Source organism: Enterococcus sp. 5B3_DIV0040 (genome assembly GCF_002140755.1).
Lineage (GTDB): Bacteria > Bacillota > Bacilli > Lactobacillales > Enterococcaceae > Enterococcus_D > Enterococcus_D casseliflavus.
This window is the reverse complement of the sequence record NZ_NGLC01000001.1, coordinates 1380537-1400273: the sequence shown is the minus strand read 5'-3', so window position 1 is coordinate 1400273 and position 19737 is coordinate 1380537. Positions and strand designations below refer to the sequence as shown.

Annotated in this window: 24 protein-coding genes; 8 read left to right on the top strand and 16 right to left on the bottom strand. The window is 41.5% G+C overall.

Annotated features, from left to right (window positions below):
- Positions 1-151: 151 nt before the first annotated feature.
- The 3 genes from rsxC to A5883_RS06570 are packed head-to-tail and all read left to right on the top strand — an operon-like array spanning position 152 to position 3148.
- Positions 152-1489 (top strand): electron transport complex subunit RsxC, encoded by a 1338-nt coding sequence (gene rsxC, locus A5883_RS06580; RefSeq protein ID WP_005236138.1) that lies wholly within the window; start codon positions 152-154, stop codon positions 1487-1489.
- The gene (locus A5883_RS06575; RefSeq protein WP_005236139.1) at positions 1482-2552 is read left to right on the top strand and encodes an RnfABCDGE type electron transport complex subunit D; all 1071 of its coding nucleotides are present in this window, start codon (positions 1482-1484) and stop codon (positions 2550-2552) included. Before rsxC ends, A5883_RS06575 begins: the two co-directional genes overlap by 8 nt.
- A 23-nt stretch (positions 2553-2575) precedes the next feature.
- The gene (locus tag A5883_RS06570) at positions 2576-3148 is read left to right on the top strand and encodes a hypothetical protein (protein WP_005236140.1); all 573 of its coding nucleotides are present in this window, start codon (positions 2576-2578) and stop codon (positions 3146-3148) included.
- 36 nt (positions 3149-3184) lie between these two features.
- Here A5883_RS06570 and A5883_RS06565 read toward each other — a convergent pair whose 3' ends face one another.
- Positions 3185-3382, bottom strand: a complete 198-nt coding sequence (locus A5883_RS06565) for a hypothetical protein (RefSeq protein WP_005236143.1) — start codon at positions 3380-3382, stop codon at positions 3185-3187.
- Between the two features lie 135 nt (positions 3383-3517).
- Here A5883_RS06565 and A5883_RS06560 point away from each other — a divergent pair, with 135 nt between their 5' ends.
- A complete protein-coding gene (locus A5883_RS06560; RefSeq protein ID WP_005226206.1) occupies positions 3518-3790 on the top strand; it encodes a hypothetical protein in 273 nt (90 codons plus the stop codon).
- An 89-nt stretch (positions 3791-3879) separates the two neighbouring features.
- Here the strand turns inward: A5883_RS06560 and A5883_RS06555 are convergent, their stop codons facing one another.
- The 3 genes from A5883_RS06555 to A5883_RS06545 form a co-directional block, all read right to left on the bottom strand.
- A complete protein-coding gene (locus A5883_RS06555) occupies positions 3880-4251 on the bottom strand; it encodes a hypothetical protein (protein WP_005236147.1) in 372 nt (123 codons plus the stop codon).
- 173 nt (positions 4252-4424) lie between these two features.
- Positions 4425-4970 carry a hypothetical protein gene (locus tag A5883_RS06550; protein WP_005236149.1) on the bottom strand — a complete coding sequence of 182 codons (546 nt, stop codon included), beginning with the start codon at positions 4968-4970 and terminating at the stop codon, positions 4425-4427.
- A complete protein-coding gene (locus A5883_RS06545; RefSeq protein ID WP_016612115.1) occupies positions 4954-5373 on the bottom strand; it encodes a DUF4430 domain-containing protein in 420 nt (139 codons plus the stop codon). The genes A5883_RS06550 and A5883_RS06545 overlap by 17 nt, the downstream gene beginning before the upstream one ends.
- A 165-nt stretch (positions 5374-5538) precedes the next feature.
- On the opposite strand from A5883_RS06545, the gene A5883_RS06535 reads away from it, so the two are divergent.
- Together A5883_RS06535 and A5883_RS06530 are read left to right on the top strand one after the other, a co-directional pair.
- Positions 5539-6939: a C69 family dipeptidase gene (locus tag A5883_RS06535; protein ID WP_005236152.1), complete on the top strand. Its 1401-nt coding sequence runs from the start codon at positions 5539-5541 to the stop codon at positions 6937-6939.
- A 185-nt stretch (positions 6940-7124) separates the two neighbouring features.
- Positions 7125-7295, top strand: coding sequence for a hypothetical protein (locus A5883_RS06530; protein ID WP_005236154.1), 171 nt, complete (start codon positions 7125-7127; stop codon positions 7293-7295).
- 63 nt (positions 7296-7358) lie between these two features.
- Here A5883_RS06530 and A5883_RS06525 read toward each other — a convergent pair whose 3' ends face one another.
- The 4 genes from A5883_RS06525 to A5883_RS06510 all read right to left on the bottom strand — a co-directional run bounded on the left by A5883_RS06525 (position 7359) and on the right by A5883_RS06510 (position 11351).
- Positions 7359-8519, bottom strand: coding sequence for a MalY/PatB family protein (locus A5883_RS06525; RefSeq protein WP_008381945.1), 1161 nt, complete (start codon positions 8517-8519; stop codon positions 7359-7361).
- Between the two features lie 30 nt (positions 8520-8549).
- Positions 8550-10112 (bottom strand): maltose/glucose-specific PTS transporter subunit IIBC, encoded by a 1563-nt coding sequence (gene malX, locus A5883_RS06520; protein WP_008381946.1) that lies wholly within the window; start codon positions 10110-10112, stop codon positions 8550-8552.
- 103 nt (positions 10113-10215) lie between these two features.
- Positions 10216-10998, bottom strand: a complete 783-nt coding sequence (locus tag A5883_RS06515) for a MurR/RpiR family transcriptional regulator (protein WP_005236161.1) — start codon at positions 10996-10998, stop codon at positions 10216-10218.
- A gap of 170 nt (positions 10999-11168) precedes the next feature.
- The gene (locus A5883_RS06510; protein WP_008381949.1) at positions 11169-11351 is read right to left on the bottom strand and encodes a hypothetical protein; all 183 of its coding nucleotides are present in this window, start codon (positions 11349-11351) and stop codon (positions 11169-11171) included.
- Positions 11352-11515: 164 nt separating this feature from the next.
- Between A5883_RS06510 and A5883_RS06505 the strand changes: the two genes are divergently transcribed.
- Positions 11516-12181, top strand: a complete 666-nt coding sequence (locus A5883_RS06505) for an NAD(P)H-dependent oxidoreductase (RefSeq protein WP_035007267.1) — start codon at positions 11516-11518, stop codon at positions 12179-12181.
- Positions 12181-12354, top strand: coding sequence for a hypothetical protein (locus tag A5883_RS19120; RefSeq protein WP_005236169.1), 174 nt, complete (start codon positions 12181-12183; stop codon positions 12352-12354). The genes A5883_RS06505 and A5883_RS19120 overlap by 1 nt, the downstream gene beginning before the upstream one ends.
- Before the next feature lie 98 nt (positions 12355-12452).
- Here the strand turns inward: A5883_RS19120 and dat are convergent, their stop codons facing one another.
- The 8 genes from dat to A5883_RS06465 form a co-directional block, all read right to left on the bottom strand.
- Positions 12453-13307, bottom strand: a complete 855-nt coding sequence (gene dat, locus A5883_RS06500; RefSeq protein WP_086338181.1) for a D-amino-acid transaminase — start codon at positions 13305-13307, stop codon at positions 12453-12455.
- 129 nt (positions 13308-13436) lie between these two features.
- On the bottom strand, positions 13437-14537 hold the full coding sequence (locus A5883_RS06495) for an AI-2E family transporter (protein WP_008381956.1): 1101 nt from the start codon (positions 14535-14537) through the stop codon (positions 13437-13439).
- 161 nt (positions 14538-14698) lie between these two features.
- On the bottom strand, positions 14699-15127 hold the full coding sequence (locus A5883_RS06490) for a hypothetical protein (protein WP_008381958.1): 429 nt from the start codon (positions 15125-15127) through the stop codon (positions 14699-14701).
- Between the two features lie 73 nt (positions 15128-15200).
- Positions 15201-15617 (bottom strand): GNAT family N-acetyltransferase, encoded by a 417-nt coding sequence (locus A5883_RS06485; RefSeq protein ID WP_005236183.1) that lies wholly within the window; start codon positions 15615-15617, stop codon positions 15201-15203.
- Between the two features lie 200 nt (positions 15618-15817).
- On the bottom strand, positions 15818-16741 hold the full coding sequence (locus A5883_RS06480) for an LCP family glycopolymer transferase (RefSeq protein WP_008381960.1): 924 nt from the start codon (positions 16739-16741) through the stop codon (positions 15818-15820).
- Position 16742: 1 nt separating this feature from the next.
- The gene (locus tag A5883_RS06475; RefSeq protein WP_086299476.1) at positions 16743-17396 is read right to left on the bottom strand and encodes a phosphatase PAP2 family protein; all 654 of its coding nucleotides are present in this window, start codon (positions 17394-17396) and stop codon (positions 16743-16745) included.
- On the bottom strand, positions 17393-18586 hold the full coding sequence (locus tag A5883_RS06470; protein ID WP_008381962.1) for an FtsW/RodA/SpoVE family cell cycle protein: 1194 nt from the start codon (positions 18584-18586) through the stop codon (positions 17393-17395). Before A5883_RS06470 ends, A5883_RS06475 begins: the two co-directional genes overlap by 4 nt.
- Positions 18564-19718 carry an FtsW/RodA/SpoVE family cell cycle protein gene (locus A5883_RS06465; RefSeq protein ID WP_008381965.1) on the bottom strand — a complete coding sequence of 385 codons (1155 nt, stop codon included), beginning with the start codon at positions 19716-19718 and terminating at the stop codon, positions 18564-18566. The genes A5883_RS06470 and A5883_RS06465 overlap by 23 nt, the downstream gene beginning before the upstream one ends.
- Positions 19719-19737: the final 19 nt, after the last annotated feature.

The window sequence follows — 19737 nt, the reverse complement described above, 5'->3', positions numbered from 1 at the left end:
AACGATCAATCATATTTATAGACTTATTATATATGAATAAACAATCATATGTCAACCGAAAGAAGTTTTTCTTGTGAAATGTAAGCGTTTTGGGTTTTGTGATTCCTTATGGCATGCTAGAATAAACTTAGGAGAGAAAGGAGTGTTGGTTATGAGAACATTTACTGGCGGTATTTCACTAAGTCCCCCATTAAAAATGTTAAAAGAAAAATTAATGATCGAACAAGATGAAATTCTTACCTTTTCACCCACGATGGTCTTTATCCCTTTAGCACAACATATTGGTGCTCCGGTGGAACCGATTGTTTCCGTTGGTGATTACGTCAAGCAAGGGCAAGTGATCGCTGAGTCTGATGCGTTTGTATCTGCCAAAATTCATGCATCTGTTTCGGGTAAAATCGTCGACATGGTCGATTGGCCGAATCAAAACAATGAAGAAGGAAAAACCATCATCATTGAAAATGATTATGCTTATCAAAATGATTTTTTGTCAGCCCCCTTCGACTGGCAATCTGCTGCTAACGAAACCATCCTCAACAAAATCCGTCAAGGCGGCGTCGCCGGCAAAGGCGGTGCAACGTTTCCCACCCATGTCAAATTCAGTATTGATGAAACCCAAAAAATCCATACTTTGATCTTAAATGGTTCTGAATGTGAGCCGTTCTTACGCAGTGATGCTTTCTTAATGCAAAAAGAAGCCCAGAAAATCATTCACGGTGCAAAGATCGCCCAAAAGTTACTGGATGGTCCAAAAATCATAATAGGCATCGAAGATGACAAACCAAGAGCCATTTCAGCCATGCAAGCCGCAAGTGCAGAGGATGACACGATAGAAGTCGTTACTGTCCCAACTGTTTATCCAACCGGTGGTGAAAAGCAGTTAGTAGAGTTATTGACCGATCAAGAGGTGCCGTTAGGTGGTTTGACTGCCGATATCGGTATCGTCTTGATCAATGTTGCCACCAGCTTTGCCATCGCCGAAGCGGTCTGTTATGACAAACCGTTGATTGAACGCTATACAACCGTTACCGGCGATGTTCAAAATCCCTGCATCGTCAAAAATCCGTTAGGAACACTCGCAGGAGAATTGATCGACTTTGCCGGCGGCTTTCAAGGAGCCCCCAGCAAATTGATTCTTGGTGGACCAATGATGGGAAAATCCGTCAAAACCTTGAAAGTTCCGGTCACCAAAGGCAGCAACGGCATCGTTGTTTTTAATGAAGAAACCGATTGGCTCTATGCCGAAAATCCCTGTATTCGCTGCAACAAATGTGTCGAAGCTTGTCCAATGCGCCTCATGCCAATGGAGATCGATCAGTTTTATCGAGCGGGGGATTATCAAAAGTGTGAAGAATTATTGGCAGAAGCATGTATCAATTGTGGTGCCTGTACCTTCGTCTGCCCAGCTAAACGTTCCTTAGCTGCCAATATCACTGCCGCAAAAGGCAAAGTTGCCCAGTTGCAAAAGGAGGCGAAGGAAAGTGCCTGATTATTACAAGGATTCCGATAGCGAACGTCTCTTTCAGCAAAGGAAAAATCAAGAAACACCCCCAAGCCCCCATATTCGCAGCAATGACGAGACCATTAAAATCATGGGGTGTGTGGTATTAGCCTTGCTGCCAGCAGTTTTATTCTCTGGCTACCTTTTTGGATTGAAAGTTTATGGCTTGTTTTTCATTGCACTAGCCACGGCGTTTGCTGCCGACGGACTTTGGTCCTATCTTGTCAAACGGCCGTTTCGCTTCGATTTAAGCATCGTCGTGACGGCCTTGCTTTTAACGATGAACCTCCCACCAACCGCACCTTGGTATTTTCCCGTGATTGGGGTGGCGTTTGCCGTAATCATCGTCAAAGAATTTTTTGGCGGTATTGGTTATAATTTTCTAAATCCAGCCCTCGGCGGTCGAGCCCTGTTGATTGGCTTGTTTTATAACCAAATGTTTCTAATCAGTTGGCCTGATCCACCTTTTGGCAGCATCGCACCTGATGTCGTTTCGCAGGCTACAGCGAACGATGTTGTTTCTGGTGCCACACCATTAGCTGTCATGAAAGCAGGAGAAACGTTGAGTGGCTCTGAACTAGTGGATGCCTTTTTAGGATTTACCGGAGGACGAATCGGTGAAACCAGTGCCTTACTTTTACTGTTGGGTGGGATTTTTCTCGTTTACAAGAAAATCATCTCCCCTCGTATCCCACTGATTATCTTTGCGACGATCGGGCTCTTTGCTTTTATCCTTGGTCCAGAAGGACTTTTTACTGGCAGTTGGCAAACGGTCATCGGTCATATCATCAGTGGTGGTGCCATGTTGGGTGCGATTTATATGGCGACTGATTATTCTTCGACACCAGGAACAAAAGCAGGAGAAAATCTTTTTGCCTTAGGCGTTGGCCTCCTCGTTGTGCTCTTCCGTTTCTTTGGTTTTACAAATGAAGGCATGAGCTATGCCATCTTGATCATGAATTGTTTCACCCCACTTATTGATCGCTTCTTACGCCTTCGCATATTAGGGGAAGGAAAAAAGACCCCGTTCAACCTTAAAATCATGAGCTAAATCGTAAAAAAGGAGGGTTCCTTATGATGATCGCCAATCGGCTAGTGGTCTTTCTAGTCATTCTACTCACAAATTACGCCTGTCAAAATTTGGCACCAACCGTCAAAGAGAAAAAACCGAACGTGACGACACGGGTGGTTTTCCTCTCAGGGATCATTGCGGTCGCTTACTTGTTCAGTGGGTTAAGCTTTTATCTTTTACTTCAAAATCGTTTCGTCTATGGCAATCAAGTGGTCACCAACTTGGTAAGTGCTGCCATCATCGCCTTGATTGCGGGGGGCTTGTGTTTACTGATCGTTCCTGCAAAAAAACGTTTCTTGACGAATGATCTAAAAAAGACGACCCTAGTCAGTGTCTTCTTGCTGACGATCGCCACCGTGACCCAATTTCCCTATACCGATTATTTAACCAATTTATTTGTTGCTGTAGGCATGTATTTCCTCTTTTCTTGTGCTTTGTCAGGGGTTCATACACGGAATCAAATTGCCACGATTCCGCCAATTCTAAAAGGTTTACCACTGGATATCGTAACACTTTTTCTATTCTATCTAAGCTTTTCCTTTCTCAATGGTGTCTTCTTCAATTATTTATTCTAAACAAAAAGCAAGTCCCGCTTTGGCAGCGGAACTTGCTTATTTTTTGCGGAATAACTCTCTGAAGGAACCGATCAAAAAACCAGTCGAAAAAGCATTTTGTGCTTTTTGCTCTTTTTCAGCAGCGATTTTTTGTCGGGTTCGCAGCCCCTTATTGGCATTTTTGGACTTCTTCCCTTCACGGAGTTCTTTCGAAGCCTTTTGAAACTCATTTGAGAAACGATTATACCCAACCATGTCGTTTCCCTCCTTTCTTTGTGCTTGACCTATAATAACGAGGATTTATTATAGGAATTGCCTTTCTGATGCAAATCAGGTAACATAACAGACAGAAAGATGATTTATCCCAGGTTTATCAGAAAGGAAGATCCCATGAACGAAACCCACACTGGATTGTTAGTCAATAGCCGCGTTTTTCAAGAAACGCCAATGATGCTGACAGGTATCCAACTTTTAGAAGACCACAAAATCGTAAATTGCATTATTAAGGATCGCTACTTAGCCAGCTATGTCTTACGCCTTCCATTAAATAAATACCAATTAGAAGTTGAAGGAAAATGGAACAAGCGGGAACAGTTAGTGATCAAACATATGAAGATCAAGAATATCGATGAATTTATTAAAATCGTCGGTACGCCAGAATAACAGGACTCACGAAAAGCAAGTGCAGACAACTGCCCTTGCTTTTTTTCTGAAAAAATCCAGCTGATTTTTCCCGCGTGTTCCTCCGATGTTTATCGCGACATTCTGGTAAACCGATCGATCAAGGCTTTTTGCTCCTCTTTGATACCGATCGCCAACGGTTTGATCATTAATTTGACAGTGGACGAAGGTGTCTGAATCTGAACTTTTTTATTTACCACACCGCCTAGTTGTAATTTTGTGATCTCATGGATCATAATTGTCTGCATCCCTTTTTCATGAAATTGCAGATCTAACTGAATCAAGTGGATTTTTTCTTCGTCAACCACCACGATAAAATACTTTGGTGTTGGCAGGGCAATCATTTTGGCTTCCTCGGCATAACCAGCCAGTTTTCCATGGAACTTCGCACGGTAGCTTTCTAAATCATCTTTTTTCACGATCCATTTCATCAAAAGCCACATCCTTCCTTAGCTACCTTAAGGATACCTGCAGAAAACGCTTTTGCACAACAATATGCCTGCTTGTTTCCTCACATAGCCCCATTCAACACGTTTGATTATCAAAGACTTTTCCTCTAGACATAGACGTTTTTGTCACCACGACTGCTGAGTCAAGCAAAAAGACAGCGAGGCGCTTAGTGCCCTTCGCTGTCTTTATTTGGATAGTAGTGTTGGAAAAGTCGCAGAAAAATCGGTGCCAGCATCAAATAAAAGATGCCATTCCCCGCTGCATGCAACGCATCAAAGCTCACTCCTTGAAAATAGTAAGCCCCAAAGCTAGGAAACCCATAAAGCTTGACACTGATCCAAGATATCACAAAGCCATACGCAAAACCTGCAAATACACTATAAATGACTTGTAAATACAACTTTTTCATAAACAGTTTGCTTTTTGATAATAGATACATTCCAAAAATTACGACGGCATAGCTAATCAATTGGGCAATCGTCCATACCCCCATTCCCATGTAAAAATTGGTAATCAGCATCGAGAGCAGACAAACGATCAATCCACGACTAAGACCTAAATGGATGGTTACTAATAAAAAGATCACCGTCATTGGTTGAACATTGGGTAAAGGTTGAAAAAGTGTCCTGCCGACGACGGCTGCTGCTACAAGCAACCCTAAATAAGCAATTTCTTTCCCAGCAAATACAAGTGGTTTATTCGAATTTTTCATAGGTGAAAACCACTTTATCGTTGTTTCCTAAAAAGGTATCATCTGCCCCAGTCGTAATCATTTCATCATTGATCGTATATGTCCAATAATAGCCAGCTTTTTCATCTTGGGCTAAACCGTCGATGCTGGTGATCATCCCTTGATTTTCTTCCAAGTCAAAGTTCTCTTTCATGATAGTCATCAAAGAAACCCCTTCTTTAAAAGTGACCGTTTTGGTTTCGATCTCCTGGTCTTGCTCTTCACTTTTATTATTGAAGCTGATTTGGGCAGTGCGCTCTTCGGCATTTTGTTGGACTGACGAAGAGTCACTAGAGGAGTTACCCGCATCCATCGATGGTTTGGCACATCCGGCAAAAACCAGACTTAGTAAAAAAATATAACTAAAAATTACTGTTTTCTTCATAATAATGGCTCCTTTGATTTTTTTTACAACACCTTATTGTACTAAAAATAAATAAAAAAGGCGAAATTTTTTTGTTCCCCTCTATAGAAAGCATTGTAAATCCATGTGACTATGGGTATACTAGCTTCAATCATTCGTAAGAAGAAATGAAGGAGTGTTGGAAAGATGGATAGAAAAAAAGCGTCCTGTACCACTTTACTAGTAGGAAAAAAAGCATCGATTGACGGCTCGACCATGATTGCCCGTAATGAAGATTCAGGGAGCGGTTCGGAACCGCAAAAATTCGTCGTCATCACTCCAGAACAGCAAGGAAATGAATTTTACGCCGTTTTAAGCGGCTGTCGAATCCGTTTACCTAAGGATCCCTTACGTTATACTTCGACACCTGAAGCAGATGAATCCCAAGGAGTCTGGGCAGCTTCAGGAATCAATGAAGTAAATATCGCCATGACTGCGACAGAAACGATTACGACCAATTCACGCGTTTTGGCCATTGATCCATATGTGGAAGATGGTATCGGGGAAGCTGATTTCGTCAGCATTGTACTGCCTTACATTCATTCCGCTAAAGAAGGTGTTCTTCGCCTAGGGGAACTCTTAGAAACCTATGGGACCTACGAAGCCAACGGGATCGCGTTTTCTGATGCCGAGGAAATTTGGTATATGGAAACCATCGGTGGACATCACTGGGCAGCTGTTCGCATACCAGATGATGCCTATGTCGTGGCACCCAATCGCTTAAACATTGATCACTTCGATTTCGCCTCAGAAATGACGTTGTGTTCGCAGGATCTCGAACAGTTGATTGAAGACTATCAATTAAATCCTGATTTTGAAGGCATTAATCTACGCCATATTTTTGGCAGCTCCTCAGAAAAAGATACCCGTTACAACAACCCGCGGGCATGGTACATTCAAAAACACTTTAGCGGAACAGTTGCTGAACCGATCGATCAAGAGCTCCCGTTTGTATGCTACCCAAAACAAAAGCTATCCGTGGAAGATGTAAAATGGGCATTGAGCTCCCACTTCCAAAATACGCCTTTTGACCCTTACGGTACAGGGACCGAGACACAAAAAACACAATTTCGATCGATTGCTCTTAATCGCAACCAGCAAGTCCATATTTTGCAGATCCGCAACCACGTGCCTGCAGCAATCGCTGGCATTCATTGGCTCGCCTTTGGCCCCAATACCTTCAACGGCGTTGTGCCCTTTTATGCAGCTATCACTAAGACCCCACTTGGCTATTGTGATACGACAAAGACCTACGATCCAACAAATAGCTATTGGTTAGGACGCACCTTGGCGTTGATTGGGGACAGCGACTACGATCGCTATAGTGATCTTGCCAACCGTTTTGAAATGGAAACGATGGCGGCTTGTCGCCGCATCCAACAAGAAACTGATCGTAAAGCTTCCGCTGAAAAGGAGCCTACTCGTCTGCTTGAAGAAGCCAACGCTGAGATGGCCGAACTGTATTTAAAAAATGCAACAACGTTACTAGGAAAAATGGTGGAGTCTGGCAGTAATAAAATGGCCTTGCGTTTTTCTTTAGCCGATTAGTCAATCGTTGAAAATAAAAGGATTAACAAAAACTTTACATGGAATTGCAGCAATCTAAACATTGCTCTCCTATACTAAAGATACCAATTCGTTTTCTTTTTCCTTGCTGGTACAAATCAAGCAATTGATTTGTACTGGTCCCCCTATTGAAGACCAGTTGGGAAAAAACGTTGGGAGGAATGAGCATGACTGCAAGTATTTATCGGACTGTCACCAACGAAATTGTTAAAGGTGAAATCATCAAAAGCCAGAGTCAGCAAGATATGCTGATCATTCAAGACAAAAAAGGCTATTTCCATGTCGTTGAACCAATCCCCGCTACTACTACATCAACTCCCCACAGGACGAAAGACTAAAAAATCCACTGGCGATCAGAAAGAATACAGGATCTTTCTGATTGCTCAGTGGGTTCTTTTTTGTTATGTCAAACTCAATGTGAATCGGTTCAATCCATCAATGAGTTTTTCTCGCGAACAGCCAACGTTTAGGCGTAAAAAATTTCTCCCTTCATTCCCATAGATTTCCCCTGACATAATCGCGACTTTTCCCTTACGAATCATTCGTTGCTGCAATTCCACCATCGTTAAATCCAGTGCTGTACAATCAATCCACATAAGATACGTGGCTTCGCTTTTCGTGACCACGAGTTCTGGATGATATTCCTGTAAATAAGCAATCACATAAGCAATGTTATCATCCAGATAGTCATTGAGCTGATCCACCCACTTACTTTCATTATCGTAGGCAGCAATCGTTGCGGTCATGCCAAAAATACTGGTGGAGCTCAACCCATCGGCTTCTTTTAACTGAGTTAAGAAGCGATCACGCAATTTGGAGTCAGGAATGATTCCATAAGAATAAATCAACCCTGGGAAATTAAACGTTTTGCTACCCGAAGTAACAAGGGCTACTTTTTTTTGCAACAAATCAATGATTGGTTGATGCCTTTGTCCTTTTCTTACAATATCCATATGAATCTCATCAGAGATGATAAATACATCATGGGTTTTCGCCAATTCGATCATTCGTTGCAACTCATCTTTTTGCCAGACTCTCCCAGTTGGGTTATGAGGACTACATAAGAGAAGAACTTTGTTTTCAGGCTGTGCCATCAATCTTGTTAGCTCTTCAAAATCAATGCGATACGAGTTGGCATCATAGATGAGTGCATTAGGTACGATTTTTCTTTTGTTCTCTTTGATCATTTTATAAAACGCATCATACGCTGGCGTCTGAATAATAATCCCATCTCCTGGATTGCTGAGTAAGGTGACGAGTAGTTTGATGCTATACATGACGGAAGGACTGTAGACCAGCCAATCGCTGTCGATCCTACTTTTAAAGCGTTCAGAATACCATTTGCAGACCGCTTGCTTGAATTCATTATGATTCCAACGTGTATACCCAAATACCGGGTGCTGCATCCGCTTGATAAGTGCCGCTTCAACTGCAGCTGGCACCTTGAAATCCGTATCGGAAATCGTAAATGGCAACAAGTTTTTTTCACCAAAACGGTCTTCCACATAATCCCACTGGGTACAATGGGTTCCTTTACGATTGATTGGCTCATCAAAAAACATTTTCTTCACTCCTACTACTTGACAATTTTGCTAAAGAATCGCATCAAGTTGATTTCTGACTGTTGTTACTTTCGTTCCAATGATTACTTGAACGTTCGTATCATCTAAGTGAACGACCCCAAGCGCACCTAGTTTTTTTAGCCGTTCATCATCAACCAATGTACCATCGTTTAGAACGAGGCGTAGCCGTGTAATGCAATTGTCTAAAGAATCAATATTGCTTGCTCCCCCTAAAGCTGCCAAAATACCATGGGCATCGTAGCCACTCTTTCCAGAATAGGTCATTTCCTCTTCCAACTCATTCGTTTGATCATTGTTCTCTTCTCTACCAGGTGTCTTCAAGTTCTTGCGAAGGATCACTGTTTTAAAAACAAAGTAATACAGGGCAAACCAGCAAGCTCCTACGATCAGAACGAGCCACCATTTTGTATATGCGCCTTGCATCACGCCAAAGATAAGAAAATCAAGCACGCCCCCATCGGTATTTCCAATCGTGACACCCAATAGACTCATTACCATAAATCCAGCACCTGTCATGATGACATGAAAAATCCATAATAAAGGGCTGATGAATAAGAATAAAAATTCGATTGGTTCAGTAATTCCTGTCACAAAAGTTGCAATGACGCCTGAAATCAACAAGCCTTTTATCTTTGAACGATTCTCAGGTTTTGCTGTCTGGTACATAGCTAATGCTGCTGCCGGTAAGCCAAACATAAAGGTTGGCATTTTCCCTTGAGACAAGAACGCCGTTGCACTTGGTGAGATGCTTAAACCGTTTTGTAATTCCGCATAAAAAATATTTAACGCCCCAAAGACTTGCTGACCATCGATCAGCTGACTTCCCCCTGCTTCGGTAAAGCGAATCATGGAAACCAAAATATGGTGTAACCCAAATGGCAGTAATAAGCGCTCACCTGAACCAAATAAGAACGGACCGAAAGGACCAGCTTGTTGGATCAAATGTCCGATTCCTGTGATGATCATAGCAAACAATGGCCAAATCATCGGAATGATCACCCCGACCACAGCTAAAGTAAGCGAGGTGATGATTGGAACAAACCGGGCTCCTGAAAAGAAGGCAAAACTATCTGGCAATTGAAAATGGTAGAAGCGCGTATGCAATTTATAAACGATCAATCCTGCGATAATACCACCTAGAACACCCATTGATAATGTTTGAATGCCAAAAACGATCTCTTGTCCTGCTTCTCGAAGTTGATCTGCAGTAGCTAATTGATTCGTTTCTTGTAAATAAAAATTGATGGATAAATGCATCACGACATAGCCCACAAAGCCTGAAAATGCCGCAACTCCCTTCTCTTTTCGTGCTAGACCTAAAGGAATCGCCATCGCAAACATGACGGGTAAGTAACTAAAGGCAAACCCACCGATCGTTGACATGAAACGAAAAACCACTTGAAGCCAAGAGGCACCTAAAAATGGGAAAACGTCGATCGTTGAAGAAGATGAAAATGAACTACCAATCCCTAAAAATAAACCCATGAATGCGAGTAAAGCGACTGGCAACATAAATGTTTTCCCAAGTCCTTGAAAAATTTCCATCCAGCTTGCTTTCTTTCCTTTTTGCATATCATTTCCTCCTAACACTTTTATCTCTTAAAATGTAAACGATATCAAGAAGGCTTACAATACAGTTACCAAAACAAGAATGACCATTCACAAAATGGAATGGTCATTCAGGATCAAGTCCTGGTTCGATTTGATTGGCGTATTGAATAATTAAAATATCCAGTAACGCTGCTAAAGAGATCCGTGGGCTCAAATCGACTTCATGATGATAAATCGTTGTCATTTCAACAGAAAAAGAGAAGGTGGCAAGCTTTTCCAACGTGCTTGTTGATTGACCAATACAGGCTAAAATCGGCACACCTCTTTGTTTCAACCGGTTAGCATAATTTAGCATCCCGATTGTTTCCCCACTATGACTAATAAAAATAGCCATATCTTTTTTTGATAGTTGATTAGCGATGGTTGTCAATTCATCCCAATCCGTTGAAGCGCCAACCGTTTTTCCTAAGAACCGCAACTTTCGACTCGCAGATAATGCAACCGGCGCACTTTGCCCTAAAGCAAAAAATTCGATTCGTTGTGCTTGCTGCAACATTTCCACAGCACGCTGAAAGTCAGCCTCTTCAATCATTGATAAGGATGTCGTCAGCTGGTCAATCATTTGCTTGATCAGTGGGGATAAGCCAAGAGAAGCTTGAGTAGATGATTTTCTTTCAAGAGTTTGATAATTCTTCAGTGAAAATTTGAATTCTTGAAAACCGGTAAAGCCAAGCTTTTTTGCCATTCTGCTGATCGTCGCTTGACTGGTGTACGTTTGGGAAGCTAACTCATCGGCCGTCATTTCTGAAACTTTCTCGGGCGCCCTTAAACAATAGTTAAGGACCGTTCTTTCTACTCGGTTCAGCTCTGGAATTTTGTATTGGATTCGTTTATATAAATGATTCATCACCTGCTTCTCCTCCCTACTATTGCTTCATTCTTCCGTCTCCACTATGCTTCATTTACTCATTATACCTTCCCTCAACAAAAGTACAAACTGATGATGAATGGCTTGAAATAAAAAAAAGGACTCACCCTTTGAGGAGTGAGCCATCTTTGTTATTTTCTTTGCATCGGTCATCTGTAGACAGTCACTTCAGTAAACTCTTGCCCGTTGCCGTAATCATTTTCTTTCGTTTGACGCTTTCCATCAATTCGTTGTTTGCAACTGGCAAGTCCATTTTCGACATAGTTCACTGTATTTGCAACGATCCTTATTATAGTTGCTAGACCTTTCATCAAGGGATCATTTGATTCCATCCTCTATTCCCCCATTTCTATCACGCTTAAGCCGCTACTGGCTTTTTCTTATAACAAGTATAAAAGAAGTACCTTAAACGAAACTAAAAGAGAAGAACTTCGACAAAAAGAAAAGCAGACTAGTTTCTCTTTTTGGTAAAATATGGTAAATGTAATAGGAAAGGATGATCAGTCTCATGATAAAAACTTTAGTGGTAGCCAGCCATCCGGATTTCCACAATTCGCTTTCCCAACGATTCTTTAGTGAAAGTGCCAAGCTTCCTAACGTCACCATGCATTTCCTTGATGATCTTTCTGATTTTTCTCTCGCCAATGAACGGATGCTGTTGCAAACATGCGATCGTTTGATTCTACAATTCCCCCTATATTGGTACAGCGTTCCAGCAAAAATGAAAGCTTGGATCGATACGGTTTGGGAAAAATGTGCCCCTGCATTGGTGGGCAAGGAAATCAGTTTCGCCGTTTCTACCGGCGTTGCCGCCAAAGAATTTCAGCTAGGCGGCCGAGAAAATACGACCTTCAATGAAATTTTGCACCCACTGGTACTCATGGCAAAAAAACACCAAATGACGGTACTCCCCATCGTTGTCCTCGATCAACTGATGTATAAATCAGAACAAGAGAAACGAGCCTTTGTCATTGCCTATCAGCAACTTTTATTAATGCCGGCTCCCTTTACATTTGATCAAAAGCAACAATGGTTTAGCGAAAAGCTGGCGCGTTTGGTTTCTGAAAAACCGCAGCTTGCTCCTTTGCTATCCTTGTTGCAGGAAAACCATGAAACGTTGATCGAATTAGATGACGCTTTAACTGAATTGGAGGTGCTGTGATGGATCACGAATGGCTGAAGCCACTGATAGAGCAGTCAATAAAAGAAACAGCTGACTATCACGAAAAAGCATTTTTGCAAGAACTAGAGAAGTTGCTTCATCAGCAAGAAATTCGAATCGAATTGAAACAAGGAGAACTTGACGGAAAATTGTGGAATCCTAGTGAATGGTAAAATCTGCACTTGTATCCAAGAAAAAACTTTGTTCCACCTAGCTATAAAACATGCTGGGTGGGCCAAAGTTTTTTTGAATCGTTTCTTTTGCTTGTTAACTAGGATTCGCACATACTCTTTGTAGCAGCGATATAGGCTGCTTGCAAACGTTTCGTGATCGAACCCAATGTACCATTGCCAACTGATTTCCCATCTACTTTGACGATAGGCACAATTTCCCAGACAGAATTGGTCAAAAAACATTCTTGCGCGTTGTTTAGTGCCTCAACAGGGACAGGTTCTTCTCGATAAGGAATTTCTAATTGCTGACACAACTGTAGCACCTTCATTTTCGTGATACCTGGTAATACCAAGCGTCCATCCGGATGTGTATAGACGATACCATCAATGACAAACCAGAGATTTGATGCCGAAGCTTCCGTGAAACATCCATCTCGTTGCAGGAGTGCATCATCGAACCCCGCTTCGATCGCTTGATCTAGCGCTAACAGATTTCCTAACAAGCTCAATGATTTGATATCACAATGCAACCAACGCTCATCTGGAAGAACGGTCGCAGATAGCCCTGCATGCTGCATTTCCAGAGGTCGTTCAAAGGGGATCACATTTGCGGTCACGACTCCTTTGACTGCTCCAGCAGACGGAAACTCGTGATTGCGGGGAGAGGCGATTCCTCTGGTGATTTGAATATAGATCTCTCCTTCTGTGATTCCTTCGGTTTTAACCAGTAACTTAAGGTTTTCAGTTAATTGGGGAATTGTATAAGGCAACGTCAGTTTAATTTTTTGCGCACTACTTTCTAAGCGAGTCATATGCTCCCCTAACATAAAGCAGCGACCATTATAGATTCGAATCACTTCATAGATTCCGTCACCATACTGATAACCGCGATCTTCAATGTCAATTTTCACCGCTTCTCGATCAACGATTTGATCGTTCCATAAAACCTTCATTTCCTCACTCCTATCGTCCTTCTCGTTTCAATAAGTATAGCATTTGTCTTTAGGCCTTGCTACGTAGTGCTTAAAAACAAAAAAACCTGCTGATGGAGACCGCTCCAACAGCAAGGTAGAACATTTTCGTTATAATGAATCTTTATCAATTACAGATCGTTCTAATTTTCGTTCTTGAAAAAAACGCAACAATGTACCAGACATTGCCATCACGATCGAATACACTGGCAGTGCCACAATCATGCCTACAAATCCAAGCAAGTTGCCGGCAATCAATAATAAGAAAACCGCAATGATTGGATGGATATGCAATACTTTTTTCATCACTAATGGTGAAACAAGATATGATTCACCTAACTGAATGATCGTGATTCCGACAATCAGAAAAATAGCTGTTCGAATGTCTTGACTTAACGCAAATAAAAAGGCTGGTGCTGCTCCGATAAAGGGGCCGAAATAAGGAATAATGTCCAGAACGCCGCAAATTAATCCTAATAGTAAGGCATTTTGTAAGCCTAGCAAAGAAAAAATGAAATAGCTTGAAACCGCAACATAAGAACAAACCAGCAATTTCCCACCGATGTACGCTGACGCTGCTTGATGAAAATCACTACAAAGTTGTCGCATTAAGCCTTGATAGTTTTTCGGTGTCTTACTTGCCAAAAAATCAGGAACTTTCTCACCGTCTTTAAACATATACACTAATAACAGTGGGATCGTAAACAAGACGATCGCTGAATGAGAAACGATGGAGATCAAACTCGTCAGACTATTGGTTGCCCCGGTAATAAACTGTAAGGCAAAGTTGCTAGCTTGGGAAATATCAATCGAATCAATAAAAGGACCAAATAATTCTTCTAAATAAGAATGATCAATAGTATCGATCACCAAATTGATGATGATGGGAATTTGATTGATAAAACGCCCCATCTCATAGGCTAATGCTGGTCCAATCACCTGAACGATCAAATACGCTGCAAAAACGATCAGCAGCAATGTCGAATATAGCGCAATGCTTTTCTTTTTCGTTCTTTTTTTTACCCAATTAAAGAAAGGTAAAAAGATGTAAAAAATAAAAATTGAAATCAATACTGGTAAAAAGACACTAGAAAAGATGGCTTCCAGCGGTCGAAAGACAAACAGTATATTTGAATAGATCCAGACCGCGATCCCTAAGAGACAGACGATCACTAGACCTGCAAAAATTTTTGATTTTTTAAGAAACTCCAATAATAAATCCTCCTGATTCTAGAAAGTAATTCAACTTCTTTCAGTTTAGCATAATTTTAAAAACGAAGGATGATTTCAAGAAGAATTTTTCAAAAATCCATGTTTTTCATAGCAAACTTTCAATTAATTTAATTTTTTTCATCTCTACATCTCGAATCTAATCAATTTTGATGAGCTGAAAACGGCAACGGAATATGCAACCGTCTGACAAAGTAGACTGCTGAAGCAAACTGGAGCAACCCTAGCAAAAAGAAAATCACATGCAAGACATTCCATTCTTGTAATAAGATGACCTGCACGATGATCCAGACAACTAAACTCATGCCTAAAAGCATTACCCCGTGGTACCCTTTGTTAAGCCGCAAGAGGAAAACAACAATCAGATTACCCAAACCTAAGATAGCGAACAAAAACAAGCCGGGAATTAAGAAGGTCGTGAAGGGTGTTCCTTGCAGCATGGCCGCTTCCAAACCAGCAAATGTCTCCCCTTTGCTTAACGGCTCAATGCTTTTAAACGCCAATAGACTTCCTCCACAAGCGCCAACACCAATAAAGAGACACAAAAAAAGTAACGCAAAGCGCATCTTCATTTTTCTCCACTCCTTCTTAAAACCCAACGCAACTAAAAAAATATTCTCAGTGACACATCGATTTTCTTATTCCTTATTCGCTTTTTGCTGAATAGATAAATGCGGCAATTTGCTGCTCTTCCACAGAGGAAAAGCCACACGCCTCATAAAAATGACGCGTTTTTTCTGTGTTGTCCGTAATCAAAACCTTTTGCCGTATTGATGGATGATTCGCCAGCATTTTTTTGAGTAATCGCTGACCAATTTTTTGACCTTGAAACTCAGATGCTACTAATAGATCTTGAATATAAAGAATGGTTTGTCCATCGGTTATGCAACGGATAAGCCCCACTAGCTGCTCTTCAACATAGGCCGTGATCACCTCTGAGTGGGCTAACGCTTTTAAAAGACGCTCGGGATCTTTAGTATAGGCGCTCCAGCCAACTCCCTCATACAAAGCGAGTACTTGATTTGAATCAGATGGTAATTGGTCTTTAAAGACGATCTTCATACTTTTCCTCCTTGTAATAACTTAGCGACAGGGTGGAACAATAGAAATAGAGTTGACAGCTCTTTTCCAAACAAACTCTTGTTATTAAGCCGTAATGCATTGCTTGACTAAAGAGTATCCTGAGGAAAAGCGGCTGTCAACTCTAATTACGAAATACTTGAAGAACAAAATTGAACTGGTTCTGTTTCTAAGCCAGGACGTTAATCAATCAACAACTCATTTTTTAAACGTTGGCTCGTCGTCTGTTGCTCTTCAGGCGTTACTTCTTGATAGGAAATTCCATATTCTCCTCTGAAGCCATCGCCGGTGAACCCACTGCCAGCCATTTGGTAAGACTCGACAGTCCCTAATGCTGATTGATATTGGATAAATAATTGACTCATTTGCGAAAAAGTTAGATCGGTTTCGCCATTTTCTCCAATGATCGTTAGCAGATCCTGAATCCGCATCACGCTGGAAAGTGAAACTAACTCTTTTGCCAGAATCTCAGTCACTTCTCTCTGACGGCGCTGACGGCCATAGTCACCTTCTGGATCATCCTTTCGCATACGAGTATACTGAAGCGCCTCCCAGCCATCTAAATCGAGGATCCCCTCTGGGTAATCGATTTTCTCAGCAGTAAAAGCAAATTCATTTTCAACCGTGATGCCACCAATTGCATCAACAAGATCTGCCATCCCATCCATGTTTAAGGAGAAATAATGATGGATCGGTATATCAAGATATTGTTCGACGGTTTCAATCATCATCTTTGCCCCACCAAAAGAATGGGCATGATTGATTTTATCATGGTACCCTTGTCCCACGATTTCCACATAAGCATCTCTAGGAATACTCGTGAGGGTGGTTTTTCTTGTGGCAGGGTTCAACGTTGCTACCATAATGGTGTTGGCGCGAAAATCGGTTTTGCGACGAGAGTCATTGGCGATCCCTAACAAAAGAAGGCTTAGAGGCTCGGCATTTTCGATGACTTCCGCCTCTTCTCGTCCTTCGATTGGACGATGGATCGAGTGGGCAACATCCTCTACTTGAAAATACACCCTAACCGCATAGACAGTTCCTGCTGAGATAATTCCGGTCAGCAATATCAGGAAAATGATTATTAGTTTTTTTGCTGTACTCAATTTATCTCCCCCTAAGTACATATTTTTTGATTGAAAAGACGAAAGCATAGGTGATATAACTGATCCCACTTGCCAATAAAATACTTGCTAGCAAGTCGCTGGGATAGTGAACCCCAAATAGCAACCGACTCATCATAATCAGCAACAAATAGATCAATCCTAGAAATAGGGCCATGTTTTGGATAAAGTGACGCTTGCCTCTTTTGGCAGGAACTGTTTGCCCCAAGAAAAAGAGGAGAGAAATAATCAACGTGGTCGCTAATAATGTATGTCCACTCGGAAAACTTGCTGATGCCCGTTCCATACTGTCAGCAAAATCCGGTCTCGGTCGATCAACTACTTTCTTGATCACTTGACCAACACCACTGATCACAATCATATTCCCCATCAACCAAAGACTTTCTAACCGCTGCTTGCGCATAAATAAAAAACTTGCTAACAGGAAATGAACGAAAGCTATGGGAATGATCGTGGCCGTACTGGCAAGTGGGAGAAAAAGCGATTCCACAGCAGGTGTCCGCCATTGAGGCAACTGGGAAAAAAGGTTGTCGATGCTTTGGAACCAGCGTGGTTCTAATGCAACGAGGAAAAACAGCCATGCAAAACAGCTGCAGAGTATTCCGCCTATCACTCCTTTTTTTGCTGTTTTACTCATGTTAAGCCCCTACTTTCTTTTAATGTATACGACCTATTTTTGGCTTTTATCGGAAATTTGTCTAACCCAAAGATAATTCCCATAGCAATGCTGATCGCAATCAGAGAGGTTCCTCCTTGACTTAAGAATGGTAAGGGGATGCCGGTTAAAGGCAGCAAACCGATCGCCGCTCCGATGTTTTCAAAAATTTGAAAAACCAAACCAAACACATAGGTAATCGCAATATAGACCGATGCTTTGTTATTTGTTTTTAAAGCAGCAAAAATGATTTGATAGATCAGATAGAAATAAAGGAAGATGACTAAAGTACTTCCTAAAAAGCCATACGTTTCTCCAATGACTGTAAAGATCATATCTGACTCCCGAACCGGCACATACACCGTTGTATGGGTATCAGGTGCCCCCAATAAGCCGCCAGAACCAATCGCCCACATACTGCGGACTTGTTGGAAAGCGATGGAATCTTGGTACGCGAGTGGATCTGCCCAGGCTCTCACCCGATCCAATTGATATTGTGAAAAGTGAAGGCGAAACAACACACGATTGCCCCATTCCGTGAATACGAGTAGCAACAAAATAGCACCAAGAGCGGCAATCAAACCGATCACGACGGTCAGTATTTTCCAATGAACACCGGAAATGATGAATAAGGCACCTAACATCACGATAAACACCAAACTCGTTCCAAAGTCCCGCTGCATAAACATCAATAAAAATGTGGGTAAGCTGTATAGCAGGATCTTAGTAACATAGATCAAATCGGATTTGATTGTTCGTTCTGCTTTACGTTTCTCATAGACTAAAGTGAGATAGACCATAAAGAGCATAAAGGCCACTTTCATAAACTCAGAAGGCTGAATCGTAAACGCACCAAATCTGATCCACCGTTTGGTGTGCGTTTGTTCAAACATCGTTTGATCGTAAAACCAATGAAGAGAGGCCATCAAACCAAGTGATAGTAAGTACAAAAGACCAGAAAAGCGGAGGAGTAAATTCGTAGGAATCAAACTCGTTACAAAAAGAGCAATCGCCGAAAGGATACAAAAGAGGATCTGCCGAAAAACAATCCCTGAAGGATCATTGCCATCCATCACAGAAGCCTGATGTTGTACCCAGATACTTAACAAAAACAGCAGGAAAATCGGCAGCAATAAAGCATAGTTTGCTTCATGTCGTTTGAGGAACTTCATTAAGTATACCCTCCTCTCGTTCTAGTTTCAGGCATAAACTGAAGGCAAATGAAAGAATAAAGTAACTGGAGCCACCATAACTAATGAATGGCAAAGGTACCCCCGTCATCGGCATCAACCCTAAAATACTGGCAATATTGATACTTGTTTGTAATAACAGCAACGTGCTGGTTCCCAATAATATTAAGCCAATCTGAGGATTTGCGATTGCCGCTGATCGTATAAACAGACGTAAAATAATTACGAATAATAAAGCGATGACAAAAATGCCGAAAATCAACCCTAATTCCTCTACTAAAACGGAGAAAATAAAATCAGTCTCTGCTACTGGTAAAAAGCCTTTCTTGGTGATGCTATTTCCTAAACCAAGGCCCGTAAGACCACCATTGAACAAAGCATAGTAGGAATGGATCATTTGGAATCCTTGATTATATGGGTCGGAAAATGGATCTCCCACTAATCGAATTCGGTTATACACATGCATAAACATGTGGGGCAATAAATCATTGTTTCCTAAAAAGAGGATCAACATAGCAACCAAGAACAGACTGATTAATAACCCTCCAAACAAAAGAGCCGTGAGTTTAACGGGTACCTGAACCGTGGTAATCATGATAAAAGCCAAGAAAAGTAAAATCATCACGCCGGCTACTTTTGGTTGAATGAGGATCAACACACAGCACAAAAATAAAACGAAAAGCGGACGTTTCATTTCCTGCAAGGTAGTTTTTGCTGATTGAAAGTAATGAGCAAGGTATAAGACCATGCCCACATTCACGATCTCTGAGGGCTGAAATTGTATCCCTACAATCGAGACCCATCGTTGCGCTCCATTGACAGAAACACCGAAAAACGGCAAACGTGCCAATAGTAAAGTAAAGACGCCAAATGCCAACAGACCGATCGCTAAATATTTACTGAGCAGAATCTCACGCCGTGTTCGCTGAATAATGAAAAGGAGCACCCAGCTGAGTAACAGAAAGACAAGCTGACGCATAAATAAGCTTGCTGGCGGCTGATCTCTCGTTAATAAACGATAAGAACTTGCACTATAAATCATTAAAAGACCGATAAGGCTCAATAGCAAATAAGCTATGATCAGCAGCCAATCGATCTTCTTTTTTTCTATCATTGCTTCCACTCCTCTTGCC

What these genes read in the sequence shown, in the direction of transcription:
- A5883_RS06505 (WP_035007267.1), top strand. Translation starts at nt 11,516, where the DNA reads ATGATCAGTCTCATGATAAAAACTTTAGTGGTAGCCAGCCATCCGGAT.
- A5883_RS06565 (WP_005236143.1), bottom strand. Translation starts at nt 3,382, where the DNA reads ATGGTTGGGTATAATCGTTTCTCAAATGAGTTTCAAAAGGCTTCGAAA.
- A5883_RS06570 (WP_005236140.1), top strand. Translation starts at nt 2,576, where the DNA reads ATGATGATCGCCAATCGGCTAGTGGTCTTTCTAGTCATTCTACTCACA.
- A5883_RS06535 (WP_005236152.1), top strand. Translation starts at nt 5,539, where the DNA reads ATGGATAGAAAAAAAGCGTCCTGTACCACTTTACTAGTAGGAAAAAAA.
- A5883_RS06515 (WP_005236161.1), bottom strand. Translation starts at nt 10,998, where the DNA reads ATGAATCATTTATATAAACGAATCCAATACAAAATTCCAGAGCTGAAC.
- A5883_RS06545 (WP_016612115.1), bottom strand. Translation starts at nt 5,373, where the DNA reads ATGAAGAAAACAGTAATTTTTAGTTATATTTTTTTACTAAGTCTGGTT.
- A5883_RS06470 (WP_008381962.1), bottom strand. Translation starts at nt 18,586, where the DNA reads ATGAAGTTCCTCAAACGACATGAAGCAAACTATGCTTTATTGCTGCCG.
- A5883_RS06525 (WP_008381945.1), bottom strand. Translation starts at nt 8,519, where the DNA reads ATGTTTTTTGATGAGCCAATCAATCGTAAAGGAACCCATTGTACCCAG.
- A5883_RS06560 (WP_005226206.1), top strand. Translation starts at nt 3,518, where the DNA reads ATGAACGAAACCCACACTGGATTGTTAGTCAATAGCCGCGTTTTTCAA.
- A5883_RS06475 (WP_086299476.1), bottom strand. Translation starts at nt 17,396, where the DNA reads ATGAGTAAAACAGCAAAAAAAGGAGTGATAGGCGGAATACTCTGCAGC.
- A5883_RS06490 (WP_008381958.1), bottom strand. Translation starts at nt 15,127, where the DNA reads ATGAAGATGCGCTTTGCGTTACTTTTTTTGTGTCTCTTTATTGGTGTT.
- A5883_RS06530 (WP_005236154.1), top strand. Translation starts at nt 7,125, where the DNA reads ATGACTGCAAGTATTTATCGGACTGTCACCAACGAAATTGTTAAAGGT.
- rsxC (WP_005236138.1), top strand. Translation starts at nt 152, where the DNA reads ATGAGAACATTTACTGGCGGTATTTCACTAAGTCCCCCATTAAAAATG.
- A5883_RS06485 (WP_005236183.1), bottom strand. Translation starts at nt 15,617, where the DNA reads ATGAAGATCGTCTTTAAAGACCAATTACCATCTGATTCAAATCAAGTA.
- malX (WP_008381946.1), bottom strand. Translation starts at nt 10,112, where the DNA reads ATGCAAAAAGGAAAGAAAGCAAGCTGGATGGAAATTTTTCAAGGACTT.
- A5883_RS06555 (WP_005236147.1), bottom strand. Translation starts at nt 4,251, where the DNA reads ATGTGGCTTTTGATGAAATGGATCGTGAAAAAAGATGATTTAGAAAGC.
- A5883_RS06510 (WP_008381949.1), bottom strand. Translation starts at nt 11,351, where the DNA reads ATGGAATCAAATGATCCCTTGATGAAAGGTCTAGCAACTATAATAAGG.
- A5883_RS06550 (WP_005236149.1), bottom strand. Translation starts at nt 4,970, where the DNA reads ATGAAAAATTCGAATAAACCACTTGTATTTGCTGGGAAAGAAATTGCT.
- A5883_RS06465 (WP_008381965.1), bottom strand. Translation starts at nt 19,718, where the DNA reads ATGATAGAAAAAAAGAAGATCGATTGGCTGCTGATCATAGCTTATTTG.
- A5883_RS19120 (WP_005236169.1), top strand. Translation starts at nt 12,181, where the DNA reads ATGGATCACGAATGGCTGAAGCCACTGATAGAGCAGTCAATAAAAGAA.
- dat (WP_086338181.1), bottom strand. Translation starts at nt 13,307, where the DNA reads ATGAAGGTTTTATGGAACGATCAAATCGTTGATCGAGAAGCGGTGAAA.